This window comes from Streptomyces sp. DF42, from assembly GCF_058267695.1.
On record NZ_CM177859.1, the window covers coordinates 3,792,700 to 3,807,844 of the forward strand.

The 15,145-nt window shown below is 68.5% G+C and carries 15 protein-coding genes, 1 tRNA gene and 1 pseudogene; 7 read left to right on the forward strand and 10 right to left on the reverse strand.

Translation table 11 applies throughout. The features are described from left to right. Window positions 1–74: 74 nt before the first annotated feature. Window positions 75–503, forward strand: a complete 429-nt coding sequence (locus ACYUED_RS17195) for a hypothetical protein (protein WP_491294299.1) — start codon at window positions 75–77, stop codon at window positions 501–503. Between the two features lie 433 nt (window positions 504–936). Here ACYUED_RS17195 and ACYUED_RS17200 read toward each other — a convergent pair. From ACYUED_RS17200 to ACYUED_RS17215, 4 genes and pseudogenes are all read right to left on the reverse strand, one after another. Beyond that, window positions 937–1,245, reverse strand: a pseudogene (locus ACYUED_RS17200) (CBS domain-containing protein); the annotation flags it as partial. Between the two features lie 237 nt (window positions 1,246–1,482). Continuing rightward, window positions 1,483–2,442 (reverse strand): alpha/beta hydrolase, encoded by a 960-nt coding sequence (locus ACYUED_RS17205; RefSeq protein WP_491293152.1) that lies wholly within the window; start codon window positions 2,440–2,442, stop codon window positions 1,483–1,485. A 530-nt stretch (window positions 2,443–2,972) separates the two neighbouring features. Further along, window positions 2,973–3,476 (reverse strand): DUF6650 family protein, encoded by a 504-nt coding sequence (locus ACYUED_RS17210; RefSeq protein ID WP_491293154.1) that lies wholly within the window; start codon window positions 3,474–3,476, stop codon window positions 2,973–2,975. Beyond that, window positions 3,473–3,742, reverse strand: a complete 270-nt coding sequence (locus ACYUED_RS17215; RefSeq protein WP_491293155.1) for a DUF7848 domain-containing protein — start codon at window positions 3,740–3,742, stop codon at window positions 3,473–3,475. The genes ACYUED_RS17210 and ACYUED_RS17215 overlap by 4 nt, the downstream gene beginning before the upstream one ends. Before the next feature lie 358 nt (window positions 3,743–4,100). On the opposite strand from ACYUED_RS17215, the gene ACYUED_RS17220 reads away from it, so the two are divergent. Together ACYUED_RS17220 and ACYUED_RS17225 are read left to right on the forward strand one after the other, a co-directional pair. Beyond that, on the forward strand, window positions 4,101–4,937 hold the full coding sequence (locus ACYUED_RS17220) for a helix-turn-helix domain-containing protein (RefSeq protein ID WP_491293156.1): 837 nt from the start codon (window positions 4,101–4,103) through the stop codon (window positions 4,935–4,937). Beyond that, window positions 4,934–5,143, forward strand: coding sequence for a DUF397 domain-containing protein (locus ACYUED_RS17225; protein WP_491293157.1), 210 nt, complete (start codon window positions 4,934–4,936; stop codon window positions 5,141–5,143). Before ACYUED_RS17220 ends, ACYUED_RS17225 begins: the two co-directional genes overlap by 4 nt. 202 nt (window positions 5,144–5,345) lie before the next feature. Here ACYUED_RS17225 and ACYUED_RS17230 read toward each other — a convergent pair whose 3' ends face one another. Both ACYUED_RS17230 and ACYUED_RS17235 read right to left on the reverse strand, forming a co-directional pair. After that, window positions 5,346–5,594 carry a hypothetical protein gene (locus ACYUED_RS17230; RefSeq protein ID WP_491293158.1) on the reverse strand — a complete coding sequence of 83 codons (249 nt, stop codon included), beginning with the start codon at window positions 5,592–5,594 and terminating at the stop codon, window positions 5,346–5,348. A gap of 252 nt (window positions 5,595–5,846) precedes the next feature. After that, on the reverse strand, window positions 5,847–7,247 hold the full coding sequence (locus ACYUED_RS17235; protein ID WP_491293159.1) for a cystathionine beta-synthase: 1,401 nt from the start codon (window positions 7,245–7,247) through the stop codon (window positions 5,847–5,849). Between the two features lie 149 nt (window positions 7,248–7,396). Between ACYUED_RS17235 and ACYUED_RS17240 the strand changes: the two genes are divergently transcribed. The 3 genes from ACYUED_RS17240 to ACYUED_RS17250 all read left to right on the forward strand — a co-directional run bounded on the left by ACYUED_RS17240 (window position 7,397) and on the right by ACYUED_RS17250 (window position 11,540). Continuing rightward, window positions 7,397–8,449: an SGNH/GDSL hydrolase family protein gene (locus tag ACYUED_RS17240; protein ID WP_491293160.1), complete on the forward strand. Its 1,053-nt coding sequence runs from the start codon at window positions 7,397–7,399 to the stop codon at window positions 8,447–8,449. 813 nt (window positions 8,450–9,262) lie between these two features. After that, window positions 9,263–10,483 carry an acetyl-CoA C-acetyltransferase gene (locus ACYUED_RS17245; protein ID WP_491293161.1) on the forward strand — a complete coding sequence of 407 codons (1,221 nt, stop codon included), beginning with the start codon at window positions 9,263–9,265 and terminating at the stop codon, window positions 10,481–10,483. A gap of 280 nt (window positions 10,484–10,763) precedes the next feature. Further along, window positions 10,764–11,540: a hypothetical protein gene (locus ACYUED_RS17250; RefSeq protein ID WP_491294300.1), complete on the forward strand. Its 777-nt coding sequence runs from the start codon at window positions 10,764–10,766 to the stop codon at window positions 11,538–11,540. Window positions 11,541–11,543: 3 nt separating this feature from the next. Here ACYUED_RS17250 and ACYUED_RS17255 read toward each other — a convergent pair whose 3' ends face one another. Further along, a complete protein-coding gene (locus ACYUED_RS17255) occupies window positions 11,544–11,855 on the reverse strand; it encodes a hypothetical protein (protein ID WP_491293162.1) in 312 nt (103 codons plus the stop codon). Between the two features lie 104 nt (window positions 11,856–11,959). On the opposite strand from ACYUED_RS17255, the gene ACYUED_RS17260 reads away from it, so the two are divergent. Next, window positions 11,960–12,190, forward strand: a complete 231-nt coding sequence (locus ACYUED_RS17260) for a DUF4287 domain-containing protein (protein ID WP_266515704.1) — start codon at window positions 11,960–11,962, stop codon at window positions 12,188–12,190. A gap of 85 nt (window positions 12,191–12,275) precedes the next feature. On the opposite strand, the gene ACYUED_RS17265 is transcribed toward ACYUED_RS17260, so the two are convergent. The 3 genes from ACYUED_RS17265 to ACYUED_RS17275 form a co-directional block, all read right to left on the reverse strand. Continuing rightward, window positions 12,276–13,169 (reverse strand): Bax inhibitor-1/YccA family protein, encoded by an 894-nt coding sequence (locus ACYUED_RS17265; RefSeq protein ID WP_491293163.1) that lies wholly within the window; start codon window positions 13,167–13,169, stop codon window positions 12,276–12,278. 227 nt (window positions 13,170–13,396) lie between these two features. Beyond that, on the reverse strand, window positions 13,397–14,572 hold the full coding sequence (locus tag ACYUED_RS17270; RefSeq protein WP_491293164.1) for a 4-hydroxybenzoate 3-monooxygenase: 1,176 nt from the start codon (window positions 14,570–14,572) through the stop codon (window positions 13,397–13,399). A 133-nt stretch (window positions 14,573–14,705) separates the two neighbouring features. Then, window positions 14,706–14,792, reverse strand: a tRNA-Leu gene (locus ACYUED_RS17275). Window positions 14,793–15,145: the final 353 nt, after the last annotated feature.

The following is a 15,145-nucleotide window of genomic DNA, read 5'->3' on the forward strand; positions in this document are numbered from 1 at the left end:
AGGGGGGCTATCCCCAGTGCGGCGAGCGCCCCGGTTCCCTACCGTGGATTCCCATGACGGGAATGGAGACGGGGATGGACGCGCGGGACGCCGAAGTCAAGAAGGAGCTCAACGCCACCCTGCAGGCACGCAGGGAACTGGGCGAGGAGTACGAGTCCGCACTGGTCGACTCGTTCCTGGAGAAGGTCGACCAGCGCATCGACGGAGCGGTCGAGCGCCGGGTGCGCCGGCAGCTCGCCGAGCAGCAGATGGTGGTGGCCCGGGGCTCCCGGTCACCGAAGCCGACGGACTCCTGGAGCGAGCGCTTCGGCTTCGGCATCGTCACGCTGGTCCTGGCGATCCCGCTGTCCGCGATCGGCGGCGGCATCGCCCATCTGCCCGGCCTGCTCGTCGCCTGGGTGGGCATCGTCGGCGTCAACGCCTTCCAGGCCGTCCGCGCCAACCCCGGCCTGTTCGGCGCCCGCCGCAAGTCCTCGAAGGACGACGACCGCTGGGAGGAGTGACCGCCCCGGCCGAGACACCGGCGCCGGCGGCTTCCGGTACTGCTGGGGGACGGGTCACGACGACGACGTAGCACTCACAGCGCTCACAGCACTCGTAGTACGCGTGGAAGAAGTATGCGCGGGGACCGCCGCACCCCCGTTACCGGGGGGCGGGACGACGGCGGTCCCCGCGAGGGACGTTGACCAGGTCAGGCCGGGTCTTACGTCCGGGCGTCCATGGAGGTCCGGGAGCCGCTCCGGAGGTCCTTGGACGTTCGGTGCCGGCCGGGGCGGGGAGCCGCTCCCGCCCTGCCGACACCCACTAATGTGCCGGACCCGTGTTAAGCGTGTGCTGCGTGCACGTGACGCCCTCGTACCACTTCCACGAAGTCGCGCATCTCGTTGATCACCGCAAGTTCGCCGTGGACACGGACCGTTCACCGCAGGTTCGCCGCTACTTCTCACCCTTGGCGAGGAAGGCCAGCAGGTCCTGTCGGCTGATCACGCCGGTCGGCTTGCCCTCGACGAGGACGATCGCCGCGTCCGCCTTGCCCAGTACGGCCATCAGGTCGCCGACCGGCTCACCGGAACCGACCTGCGGCAGCGGCGCGGACATGTGCTTCTCCAGCGGGTCCTCCAGGGAGGCGCGCTTGGTGAACAGTGCGTCGAGCAGCTCCCGTTCGACCACGGAGCCCACGACCTCGGCGGCCATGACGTCCGGGTGGCCGGCCCCCGGCTTCACGATCGGCATCTGCGAGACGCCGTCTTTGAGGGAGTCCCGCGCCGCACACCACGCTGGCCATGCCGTCCGCATGAGCGGCATTCAGATGCCAGAAGCAGCGTTCCATCAGGCGTCACCGCCCGCCGACATCGCCTACCGCGTGATCGCCGAGCCGACCAGGAGCGAGGCCCACACTCCCCCACCACGGGCACCAACTCCGCCCGCTCACACGCGAGTTCACGAAAGACGCCAGCGCGGCTCACCATGGCACGCAGCGCCTCAGCCTGTTCCAAGCCCGGCACGCAGGTAAGCGGTGGCCTGGCCGATAGCGGCTCGCGTGGCTCGGGTCTCGCTGAGGGCATTGAGCAGCATGAAGTCGTGGATGGTGCCGTCGTAGCGCACGGCTGTCACGGGGACGCCCGCCGAGCGGAGCTTGGCAGCGTAGGCTTCTCCCTCGTCGCGCAGCACATCGGCCTCGTCGACGCACAGATAAGTGGGCGGCAGCGCAGTCACCTGCTCGGTACTGGCCTGGTTCGGCGACGCCGTGATCTCGGCGCGCTGTGCCGGATCGGTGGTATAGGCGTCCCAGAACCACTCCATCGCGTTGCGGGTGAGGTAGTAGCCGGTGGCGAACTGCTCGTATGACGCGGTGTCCATCGCCGCGTCGGTGACCGGGTAGTACATCGACTGCTGCACGAAGGTGACGTCGCCGCGTTCCTTGGCCATCAGCGCCAGGGCGGCCGCCATATTGCCGCCCACCGATTCGCCGACCACCGCCATGCGGCTGGCGTCCAGGCCCTTGGATGCCCCCTCTCGGGTGATCCACTGAGCGGTCGCGTAGCCCTGTTCAATCGCGATCGGGTAGTGGGCCTCCGGCGCGTTCGGGTACTCCACGAATGCGAGCGCCGCGCGGGCGCCGACAGCGAGTTCGCGCACGAGCCGGTCGTGGGTTTCGGCGTTTCCGAGGATCCAGCCTCCACCGTGCATGTACACAATGACCGGCAGCATGCCAGTGGCGCCCTGCGGCCTGATGATGCGTACCCGGACGTCTCCCACCTGGGCGGGGACCGTGATCCACTCTTCGTCGACCGGGAGTTTACTGACCGGGGCGGACTGCGCGTCTGTGAGGATCTTCCGGGCATCGGCTGGCGCCATCTCGTACAAGAACGGCGGTTTCGAGAACGCCTCAGCAACATCCGCTGCTGCAGGCTCAAGGACGACCGGGCTGGGAGCAGGCATGACGGTACTCCTCATGCGAAGGCTCAGACATGGACTTTTGGCCAAGAGCGCGCTGCGTCGTCGGCGCCGGCTCGTCACGCACCGGATCTTCCCGTTACCCAGGCCATCGCGGCCTGGTGGCTGCCCGCCGTTGCGGCACGTCTCCATGCTCGGGACGATTTCCATCTAACACCTACAAAAGCGACAGTTCCAATCCGGGGTGATCGCCGCCAGTTGCGCGGCCCGCGTGTGCCCTCACAGCGGCGGCCCTGCCGCAGGCTTCCTCGACTGCCCACAGCCGGGTCTGAGTCAGGGTGGTCTGCGAGGTGCAGGAGGTGCGCTTGCGGTGGTGCCGGCCGCCCGGATACGCGCTACAGGCGACGGCTACCCCCTGTTTGACATGGTTCGGTCCGGCGGCATGGTGTCCCCCGTCGCCCGGGGACGTGCTCTCTGCCATCGCGCAACTCTCTCCCAGCTCAGCCGAACCCCCACACCGCTCACCCATCGCAGCGAGGGCGTGACTAGGAGTGCTTCGCTAGGTTCTGGCTCTGCTACTCCTCGTCGAAGTACAACGGCGACAACCTGACGCCCCGCTCCGAATCTTCGACGTCAGGTGGCGTGACCTGGGCGAGGTCACCGTCGATCGGGATGCCGAACTCCCGGCCGACCTCAGCGATAGCAACTCCGACCCGGCCACGCAGCACACCCAGCGCCTGAAGCCCATACGCCCATTGGACCCGGTCCCGATCCCTGGCCCATCGGACCGGATCCCGACCCTCGGGCGGGGCATCGCCCAAAGTTCTCTCCACAAGCTTGCGTGCTGACTCCACATCGGTCAGCCACTGCCTCACAGCCGCGCGCATCGCGCGTACCTGATCCCGCAATTTCTCGGACTCGCACTGCTCGACCTGCTCGTTGAGATAGGCACGCAGCGCCTCAATGGATCCCCAGGACCCATTTTCCTCTTCGAGGTCATACGGCGCATAGAGCACCCGGTGGTCCTCCAGACGCAGCAGGATCGATCGTGCCCGCTCGCGCTCACTCCTGCCGCTCACCCCGAACCCTCCCGCCACATCACCCACGGGCGCTCGATCACTTCCACGTAACTGGTGTGCTCGGGATGCCGGCGCATGTGGCCGAACACCCACGTCTGCGGTTCGGTCGGGTCAGTGCTCGACGCCGACTTTGCGTTGCATTCGGTGTCGTCGTCCCTGAGGGTCAGGCACCGGAACGCGTACGTGAGCGGCGGGGCGTCGTCGTCCTGGTCGGGGCGCAACGTCCACTGCACGAACCGGAACATGCGACGGACCTGAGTAGTCACAGGAGTTCACCCCGGCTTCGCGCATTCGCGCGGGCGGTCTCGGCCCGCAACCGCTGTTCGGGACTCGCCAGCTGCACGTCTCCAGGGGCAACAGTCCATTCGGTTCCGCCCGTTACGGGGCGCAGTGACCAGAGCCCGCACCACTCACCGCGAAACTCGCCGACCCGATCGTGTGCGTCCGCCAGGAGTGTGCCGGGGACCGGGAGCTGTGGGGGGGTTCTGACACTCGGCTGTGTCGTTCTTGCCGGGCACGACTGCTCCTCTCCGTAGTGCTTCCACTACCAAGGAGGTTCAGCGTGGTCCACACCTGGGAACCATTCAACTTCTAGGAATTGAACGAAAGGTTGGCGAAAAGTCCTTGAACCGCAAGGAGTTGAACCCGGACGCCTCACCCCAGGCGGCCTACGGGGCGCGTTTGCGCAGCTCGCGGGAAGCGCGCGGCTGGACTCAAGATGACCTCGCCGAACGCATGGAATATTCCAGCGTGCACATTTCGGGGGTTGAAACTGGTCGGAAGCCTCCGACTCTCCGCTTCTCGCGTAGTGCAGACAGGGCGCTCGGCATCGCAGGTACAGCAGACTCGTTCGAGCCTCAGTACCGCGAGATCCGGCATGGCAGCCTGCTGGAAGGCTTCCCGGAGTACGTCAAGCACGAAGGTCGAGCCGTAGAGATCCGGCTTTACAACATCGGGATCATCCCGGGCTTGTTGCAGACGCCGGAGTACGCACGAGTGTTGGCCGATAGCGCCGTAGAGCGGGGCGCCATCACACCCGAACAAGCAGATGAACGCGTAGCTTTCCTGGCCGAGCGACAGTCGGCACTGGTGCGGCCCCGGCCGCCCATGGTGTTTGTGACCATGGATGAAAGCTGTATCCGTCGGCCCGTTGGCGGGGCTGCGGTCATGGATGCCCAGTTGGCGCGTCTGGCCGAGTTCGCCAAGTTGCCGAACACCCTTCTACAGATGGCACCGTACGAGATGGGGGAGCGCCGTACGTTCGACCTGCCCGTCAACCTCCTGACGTTGCCGGACCGGTCTGTGATCTGCTACGCCGAATCCCAGGCCCAAGGAAACCTAGACCGAGACAGCACCTCCGTGGTGCCCATGCTGACGGCTTACCATCAGCTACAGGCCGAAGCGATGTCCCAGGCGGCATCCGTGGCCATGATCGAGCAGGTACGAAAGGGCATACCGTGACCACCGACTTCCCCCGCTGGTTTAAGTCCTCCTACAGCAACAACGGCGGCGACTGTGTGGAAGTCGCCACCAACCTTGCCACCACGCACAGTGTGATCCCCGTCCGTGACTCCAAGAACCCGAGCGGTCCGGTGCTGAACTTCCCGGCCTCCGCGTTCTCGCCCTTCGTGACGGGCGTGAAGGTCGGAGAGTTCGACGCTGCCTGACCAGTCGGCCCGGCGCCCGTCTCCAAGCCCGGCGCCCGGCCACCATCCGTCGCCGCCGGCCAACGTGACAAGTTCCCCGCGCGAGTCTGACCCGACTACGAGAAGCCCCGCCCCTCTTTGCTTGAGCGGCGGGGCTTCGGTGTCGTGGAGAGATCTGCCGGCACTCTGGCGACCATCGCCTCTGACCTGCGTCATACCGCCGTCATACACGGTCCTTCATCCTGTAGGACACCCGCGCGGCGCGCAGCGGGCCGAGGTCCGGTATGACACCGAGTTCTTCGTGGCCGTTCTTCCACGCCAGTTCAAGGATGTTGGCCGCGATGGTCAGAGCCCACTTGGTTGCATCACTGTCCGACATGCCCGTCTCCCCGATACCACTGAGGGCCCGCCTCAGCTTGTCGTCCCGGCGAACTGACAACACCTTTGGCATCTTGGACGTCTGGTCAGGCATGCCTCACACCCCCCGGCTCACTGCCGAGGGCGTACGAAAGGCCCGGCAAGGCCCCATCAGGGCCAATCACAGCCCAGACCTCTGGCCACGTTTCATCAGTGATCTGTGGCAGGAGCAAGACTTCCCGTGCAACCCACTCATCACGGTCCTGCGGAGTCTCCGACTGATCGGCCATCTGCACTCCTGGTCGCTCTCGCGTCTTCAAGGCGGACGCAACCACTCAGCGACCCGAGCGCAGATGTTCGCGCTGGATCAGGCGCTAGTGGTCGCGAGGAAGGCCAAGAGGTCCTGGCGGGTGACGATTCCGGCAGGCTTGCCGTCCACGAGCACCACAGCCGCGTCTCGGCCCTCAAGGGCGGACACCAGACGCGCTACCGGCTCACCGGCACCAACAACCGGCAGCGCGTCCGACATGAGCTTCGACAGCGGCGCGTCCGAGGGCGTGCGGTCGACGTAGACGGCGTGCAGCAGCACCCGCTCTTCCACGGCGCCGATCACCTCTCCTGCCATCACGTCAGGGTGTCCCGCACCGGGGGCAACCACTGGCATCTGAGAGACCCCGTACTCACGCAGCACGTTGATCGCCTCCCCCACCGTCTCGTTGGGGTGCATGTGCACGAAGCTCGGGATGCCGCCCGTCTCTGCCTCTGTCTTCTTCGCGAGGACCATCCCTGCCGTCGGTTCGGTGCTGGGCTGCTCCTCGCTGAACCCATGTTGACCGATCCACTCGTCGTTGAAGATCTTCGAGAGGTAGCCGCGTCCGCTGTCCGGCAGCAGCACGACCACGACGCCGTTCTCGTCGAGGCGCTCGGCGACCCGCAGGGCCGCCACGACCGCCATGCCGCAGGAGCCGCCGACGAGCAGCCCCTCCTCCTTGGCCAGGCGCCGGGTCATCTGGAAGGAGTCCTTGTCGGACACCGCGACGATCTCGTCGGCGACGGTCCGGTCATAGGCGGTCGGCCAGAAGTCCTCACCGACGCCCTCGACCAGATACGGCCGCCCGGAGCCGCCGGAGTACACGGAGCCCTCGGGGTCGGCGCCGACGACCTGCACCGCGCCGTCACTGGCGTCCTTCAGGTACCGCCCGGTCCCGGAGATGGTGCCGCCGGTCCCCACGCCCGCCACGAAGTGGGTGATCTTCCCCGCCGTCTGCTCCCACAGTTCGGGGCCGGTGGAGTGGTAGTGGGAGAGAGGGTTGTTGGGGTTGGAGTACTGGTCGGGCTTCCAGGCGCCGGGCGTCTCACGCACCAGCCGGTCGGAGACGTTGTAGTAGGAGTCGGGGTGCTCGGGATCCACGGCCGTCGGGCACACCACGACCTCCGCCCCGTACGCCCGCAGCACGTTGATCTTGTCGGTGCTCACCTTGTCGGGGCACACGAAGATGCACTTGTACCCCTTCTGCTGCGCCACGATGGCCAGACCGACCCCGGTGTTTCCGCTGGTCGGCTCCACGATCGTCCCGCCGGGCTTGAGCGCACCGCTCTCCTCCGCCGCCTCGATCATGCGCAGGGCGATGCGGTCCTTCACGGAACCGCCCGGGTTGAAGTACTCGACCTTGGCCAGGACGGTCGCCCGAATGCCCTTGGTCACGCTGTTGAGCCTCACCAGCGGGGTGTTGCCGACGAGGCTGATCATCGAGTCGTGGAATTGCACCGTTGTCTCCGGATGCTTGCAAAAGAAGTGGTCGCGATTGTTCCGTCAGCCTACGGCTCAAGAGAGCCGTTCACGCGCCGTTGAGATTGGCGGGCGGTCGGTACGGGGCAAGGAGTGGATGTACGGCTACGAGGAGGTGGCGGCGACGCATGACGAGCATGTCGAGGGCGAGGGTGGCCCGGCGGATCGCGGCCGGAGCGGCATACGGCGGTGGCGGGATCGGCCTGGCCGGCGCGGCCGCCGTGGGTCTGCTGCTGGCGGAGGTCCGGATGGCCAGGCGCAACGTGGGCAACGGCTCCAGCGGTCGGGTCCCGGTGGCGGACGGTCTGTACGGCACCTCGTACGCCACCCCCGACGAACCGCCCCTGCGCCTGACGATGCTCGGTGACTCCACGGCCGCGGGCCAGGGTGTGCACCGGGCGGGCCAGACCCCGGGCGCACTGCTGGCCTCGGGTCTCGCGGCGGTGGCGGAGTGCCAGGTGGAACTGCACAACGTGGCCCTCCCGGGGGCCACGTCCGACGATCTGGACCGCCAGGTGGCCCTGGTCCTGGCGAACCCCGCCCGTGTGCCGGACGTCTGCGTGATCATGATCGGCGCGAACGACGTCACCCACCGCATGCCGCCCACCCGCTCGGTGCGCCATCTGTCGTCGACGGTGCGGAGGCTGCGTACGGCCGGCGCGGAGGTCGTCGTCGGCACCTGTCCCGACCTGGGCACGGTGGAGCGCGTGCAGCAGCCGCTGCGCTGGCTGGCCCGCCGGGCCTCCCGCCAGCTGGCGGCGGCCCAGACGATCGGCGCCGTGCAACAGGGCGGCCGCACGGTGTCGCTGGGGGACCTGCTGGGCCCCGAGTTCGAGGCGAACCCCCGCGAACTGTTCGGACCCGACAACTACCATCCCTCGGCCGAGGGCTACGCGACCGCCGCGATGGCCGTCCTCCCCACCGTCTGCGCGGCCCTGAACCTGTGGCCGGCGGAGGAGGAGCGCCCGGACGTCTCCCGCCGCGAGGGCTTTCTCCCGGTCGCCCGCGCGGCAGCGGAGGCCGCCTCGGAGGCAGGCACGGAGGTCACGGCAGCGATGCCGACGGGTCCACGCGGCCCCTGGGCACTGCTCAAGCGAAGGCGCCGCCGCCGGGTGGCGGAACCGGAGCCCACGGGCGCGTCGAAACCCACGTCCGCCCCTTCCAGCCCGTCCAGCCTGTGAGGAGGTCGGCACCCTTCAGCCCGTCCGGCGTTTGAGGACGAGGCCGTCCAGGCCGACAGGGGCCGGGGGCGCAGACCACAAGCACGTCGAAACCCACCTCCGCCCCCTCCAGCCCGTCCAGCCCGTGAGGAGGTCGGCACCCTTCAGCCCGTCCGGCGTTTGAGGACGAGGCCGTCCAAGCCGACGGGGGCCGGGGGCGCAGACCACAAGCACGTCGAAACCCACCTCCGCCCCCTCCAGCCCGTCCAGCCCGTGAGGAGGTCGGCACCCTTCAGCCCGTCCGGCGTTTGAGGACGAGGCCGTCCAAGCCGACGGGGGCCGGGGGCGCAGACCACAAGCACGTCGAAACCCACGTCCGCCCCCTCCAGCCCGTCCAGCCTGTGAGGAGGTCGGCACCCTTCAGCCCGTCCGGCGTTTGAGGACGAGGCCGTCCAGGCCGACGGGGGCCGGGGGCGCAGACCACAAGCACGTCGAAACCCACGTCCGCCCCCTCCAGCCCGTCCAGCCTGTGAGGAGGTCGGCACCCTTCAGCCCGTCCGGCGTTTGAGGACGAGGCCGTCCAGGCCGACGGGGGCCGGGGGCGCAGACCCCAGGGACGGCCATCCCGGCCAACCCGCGCCCTCTTTCGGCCTTACCGCCGGAGGCCCAAGCAAGCGCTTAGAAAATTGCGGCCAGGGTCACACCCCGACACCGGTGACCGAGCTCATACGTACGGGTAACTTCCAAGAGCAGCCCGACACCCCCTCCCGCCCGTCGCCCGACCACCGCCCCTCAACGAGGCGCTACGCGCCACCCCTTCTGTCTGGAGCCGTGATGCCCGAAGCCGTGATCGTCTCGACCGCCCGCTCCCCCATCGGCCGCGCCTTCAAGGGCTCCCTCAAGGACCTGCGCCCCGACGACCTCACCGCCACGATCATCCAGGCGGCCCTGGCGAAGGTCCCCGAGCTGGACCCGCGGGACATCGAGGACCTGATGCTCGGCTGCGGCCTCCCCGGCGGCGAGCAGGGCAGCAACCTCGGCCGCATCGTCGCCGTGCAGATGGGAATGGACCACCTCCCCGGCTGCACGATCACCCGTTACTGTTCCTCGTCGCTGCAGACCTCCCGGATGGCGCTGCACGCCATCAAGGCCGGCGAGGGCGACGTCTTCATCTCGGCCGGTGTCGAGATGGTCTCCCGCTACACGAAGGGGAACTCCGACAGCCTCCCGGACACGCACAACCCCTTCTTCGCCGAGGCCGAGGCCCGCACCGAGGCCGTCGCCCAGCAGGAGGGCACCACCTGGCACGACCCGCGCGAGGACGGCCTGGTGCCCGACCCGTACATCGCGATGGGCCAGACCGCCGAGAACCTCGCCCGCACCAAGGGCGTCACCCGCCAGGACATGGACGAGTTCGGCGTCCGCTCGCAGAACCTCGCCGAGGAAGCCATCAAGAACGGCTTCTGGGAGCGCGAGATCACCCCGGTGACGCTTCCCGACGGCACGGTCGTCTCCAAGGACGACGGCCCGCGCGCCGGCGTCACCCTGGAGGGCGTGGCGGGCCTCAAGCCGGTCTTCCGCCCGGACGGGCTCGTCACGGCCGCCAACTGCTGCCCCCTGAACGACGGTGCGGCCGCGGTCGTCATCATGAGCGACACCAAGGCCCGCGAGCTCGGCCTCACCCCGCTCGCCCGCATCGTGTCGACCGGCGTCTCGGGCCTGTCCCCCGAGATCATGGGCCTCGGCCCGGTCGAGGCCTCGCAGCAGGCGCTGCGCCGCGCCGGCCTGACCATCGACGACATCGATCTGGTCGAGATCAACGAGGCGTTCGCCGCCCAGGTGATCCCCTCCTACCGCGACCTCGGCATCGACCTCGACAAGCTGAACGTCAACGGCGGTGCCATCGCCGTCGGCCACCCCTTCGGCATGACCGGCGCCCGCATCACCGGCACCCTCATCAACTCCCTCCAGTTCCACGACAAGCAGTTCGGCCTGGAGACGATGTGCGTCGGCGGCGGCCAGGGCATGGCGATGGTCATCGAGCGCCTGAGCTGAACCTCTCGGTAGCCAACTCGGCACCCACCGTGAGCCGATGGCCCGGAGTCCGGGAAACCCCGGGCCTCCGGGCCGTTTTGTGATCCAATCTCCCCCAGGATGTGACCTATCTCCCTTAGCGGAGGGATTTACGCAGGTCAGCCCGTTACGGCGCTAAACCCCGAGCCCAAACTCCTGCCCGTTTCGTGACGTTACGCACTGACAGCTGGTTAGTCCGCCCTTCAAGCTGATGTAGGAAGTCGGGGGTCGACTTTGAACCGGGAGTACGTCAGTGAGCGCCATGCCGATCGCCTTGCTGGTCATCACGGCCGCCACGGGCGCCGTGGGCGTCGCCGTCCTGCGCACGCTCATGGTGCTGCGTCGTGAGGTCGCGGTACTGCACACCCAGCTCGCCGAGAACCGCCCCGCCCGCGGTCTCGTGCCGGCCGCCCGCCTTTCCTCGGAGGCCGACGAGATACGCGCCGCCGTGGCCGAGGCCCTTGCCGAGGAGCGCGAGCGTGAACTCGCCGAGGCGCGCGCCTTCTGGGCCGCACAGGAGGCCCGTGACGCCTCCGACACGCCCTCGCTGCTGGGCCTGGCGGACAGCGAGCTGTTCCTGCCGCGGCAGAGCGACTTCCTGGGTCTGGAGCCGCTGGAGCCGGTGAGCGAGCCGACCGGTGACACCGAGGAGTTCGCCGGGGACTCCCCCGAACTGGCCGCCGCCCGCCGCCGCCACCCCTCCCACCCGGACTTCGTGCCGGTCCAGTCACCGGTCGTGAACGACCATGAGCGCACGGTGGCCGCGCTGGAGGAACTCGCCGCGTCCCGCGTGGAACTGGCCGACGTCCGCCCGGGCCCGCTGGGCACCCTCGACGTCTACGTCTTCGCCGACGGCACCACCCTGTGCATGACCCCGGGCCACCGCGAGACGGCGGAACGTCTCGCCGCCGCCCTCCGCGCCGGCGAAACCCCGGTACTGCTGGGCGGTTCGGGTATCTCCGGCGCCTACACGCTGACGTTCGAGTGCGGCGAGGAGAACGTCTACATCCTGGCGGACCGGGTCATAGCGTCCCTGTAGGGATCACACCCCGGCCCGCTTCTGCGCCTGAGCCACGAGTCCCACCGCTTCTTCGACCGAGCCCTCGTCCGTCAGTACGAGGGCCAGGTCATGTGCGGCGACGGTGATCTGGTCGGCGGCGGCGAACATCCCGGCGTCCGGCATCTCGCGCGGCTCCACGCCCGGCTGTTCCAGAGCCTGCGCCCGCCGGGCCAACTCCCTGGCCAGCGCCAGGGCCTCGGCGGCACCCCCGCGTTGCAGCCGGCTCTGCGGCGCGGCCCTCAAACGGTCGGCAAAGTGATCCACAGCTCGCGTCAGGGGTGTCGTATCAACCACGGCAGGAGCCTACGCGGCGGCGCAGGACTGTTGCCAACGGGCGAACGCTCAGGCACGGTGACCTGAAGGACCGGCTTACATCCCCTTTGCGTTCGGAGGCGCCGATGTCCCACGTCCTCTCTGAGGAGACCCACCGCAACATGCTCGCCCGCATCCCCCACTGCACCGGTCGTGAAGTGTCCGACTGGCTGCGCACCGTCGAAGAAGGCCCCGCTCTCTTCCGCTTCGAGGAAAAGGTCAGCTGGCTCCGCCACGAGCACAACCTCGCGTACGGCCACGCGAAGGCGATCATTCACGAGTACGACCTGAGGAGGGCGGCGCGCAAACTGCTCTAGCGCGCACCACGACATGGCGAAGGGCCCCGGTGGAGAAAGCACCCGGGGCCCTTCGCGACAGCCGCTGAGCGGACTGCCGGGCGGACTAGTCGTTGCTGTTGAGGATCGCGATGATCCGCAGGAACTCCATGTAGATCCACACCAGCGTCAGCGTCAGGCCGAAGGCCGCCAGCCACGCCTCCTCGCGGGGCGCGCCGTACGCGATGCCGTCCTCGACCTGCTTGAAGTCCAGGGCGAGGAAGCACGCGCCGAGCAGGATGCCGACGACGCCGAAGAAGACGCCGAGCGGGCCGCTGCGGAAGCCGAGGCCGTCACCGCCGCCGAAGACGGCGAACAGCAGGTTCACCATCATCAGCAGCACGAAGCCGATCGCGGCCGCCATCACGAAGCCGTAGAAGCGGCGGTTGACGCGGATCCAGCCCGCCTTGTAGGCGACCAGCACACCGGCGAACACCGCCATCGTGCCGATCACGGCCTGCATGGCCGCGCCGCTCGCGATGCGCTGGTCGACGATGCTGGAGACCACGCCGAGGAAGACACCCTCGAACGCGGCGTACGACAGGATCAGCGCCGGCGAGGCCTTGCGCTTGAAGGACTGGACGAAGGCCAGGACCATGCCGACCAGCGCGGCGCCGATGCCGATGCCGTAGGACCGGCTGATGTGGGCGTCGTCGACCGGCAGCAGCGCCCAGGCGAGCGCGGCCGTCACGATCAGGGTGCCGAGCGTGGACGCCGTGCGCAGCACGACGTCGTCCATCGTCATCCGGCCGGTGGTGGCCGGGGCCTGCGGCGGGGCACCCTGCTGCAGGCCCTGCTGGGCGTACGGGTTCTGCGCGTAGGGGTTGCCGGTCGGCTGGGCATACGGGTTGCCCTGCGTGCCGACTGCGGGTCCCCCGGCCTGCGGCGCGGCGTTGAAGCCCGCGTAGCCGTTGTCGCGGCTGAACCCCCGTCGCGAGAAGACCGGGTTTCTGCTCCTCATTGCACTCCTCCGTGGCCGCACTGCGCGGGCCTTGGCATCAGGGTAATAGGTAGGCAAAGGATTGACCCTAGTGCTTGGGGAGGATCTTTCCCTCGTCGTGCTGCGCAACACGCTACGCGGGTCCGTGATTCCCCTCACCGCAGGGGCCCATTCATGACCGATCCGCTACACGGCCGGAACCGGCCGGAGATCACTCCCTTACGTCACCCCTACCCCGCCCCGGTTCCTCACTCCAGCGGGAAGCCCGTGTACCCCTCGGCGAGGTCGGTCTCGGCGGCGCGGGAGGTCGCGATGCGGTCGAGGCGGGCGAGCTGGAGCCGGGCGTCGAAGGGGGTGGCGTCGGGGGCCGGATGGAGCATGGTCGTCATGTCGTACGAGAACCGCTCGGCCTGCCAGACGCGGCGCAGGCAGGTCGCCGAGTAGGCCTCCAGGAGTTCGTCCGAGCCGGTCTCCTTCCGGTGCGTCAGCGCCCGCGCGAAGGTGACGACGTCCCCCACGGCGAGGTTCAGCCCCTTGGCGCCCGTCGGCGGCACGATGTGTGCCGCGTCTCCGGCGAGGAAGAGGCGGCCGTGGCGCATGGGCTCGTGGACGTAGGACCGCATGGGTGTCACCGACTTCTGGGTGATCTCCCCGCGCTCCAGCCGCCAGCCGTCCGCCGTCTCGAAGCGGCGCTCCAGCTCCGCCCAGATCTCGTCATCGCTCCACGCCTCGGCGTCCGTGCCCTCGGGCACCTGGAGGTAGAGGCGGGAGACCGACGGGGAGCGCATGGACAGCAGGGCGAAACCGCGGTCGTGACGGGCGTAGACGAGCTCGTCGTGCGAGGGCGGCACATCGGCGAGGATGCCGAGCCAGCCGAAGGGATACGTCCGCTCGAAGACCCGGGTGAGCTCCGCGGGGACCGCCTTCCTCGCGACCCCCCAGAAGCCGTCGCAGCCGACGACGTAGTCGCACTCCAGGACGTCCTCGCGGCCCTCGTGGCGAAACCGCACCCGCGGGCTGTCGCTATCCGCTCCCTCGACGGCCAGTGCCTCGGCCTCGAACAGCAGCGGTCCGCCCTCCTTGAGCTGCAGGGCGATGAGGTCCTTGCACACCTCGGACTGGGCGTAGACCGTCACGGACCGCCCGCCGGTGAGGGCGGGGAAGTCCACGCGATGACGCCGCCTCGCGTACCGCAGCTCGATGCCGTCGTGCCGCAGCCCCTCACGGTCCATGCGCTCGCCGGCGCCGGCCGCGCGCAGCACGTCCACCGTGCCCTGTTCGAGGATCCCGGCGCGCTGGCGCTGCTCGACGTAGGCGCGGTCGCGGCTTTCGAGCACGACGGAGTCGATTCCGGCGTTGTGGAGCAGCCGGGCCAGGAGAAGTCCGGCGGGGCCGGCTCCGACGATGCCTACGGTGGTGCGCATCCCGCATCCTTTGTTCGTCCAGTGAAAATTACTTCACCAACTCTCGAAGCGAGTTTCCGCCCGCCCCGGCCCTCTGTCAACGGGTCGCGCAGTGAAGTCTTCAATGCAGGATGCAGTGAGCGAACGAACGTGATGGTGCCCGGAGCCGGACTTGAACCGGCACGCCCGCGAAGGGGCAGCGAGGTTTAAGCTCGCCGTGTCTGCATTCCACCATCCGGGCAGGCCATGGGCTCCGCATCGAGGTTCCGAGCCTATCGGGATACATCCCCCGAACAGAGGAACGTCGGACCGATGTTGTCTTATTTTATTGACTTCTGAGGGTGCATCAGCCCGTGGACTGGGCCATCCGCACTTGCCAATAGCCTTACGTGCGGCGGTCGCCCGCGCATGCGGAATGACGGAATTTCACCGCCCGAACGAGGGTGCTCCACCGGTTCTCGACGCAAGCGTTTGCCAGCGCGGCTGTCAGGGGTGCCCGTCATCCCCAGGTATGACACGAGGGCCGGGGGTCCGACCCGAGTCTGCCTTCGGAACCGGAACAGCGGCTGACTACACGGCAGGGATCAGCCACCA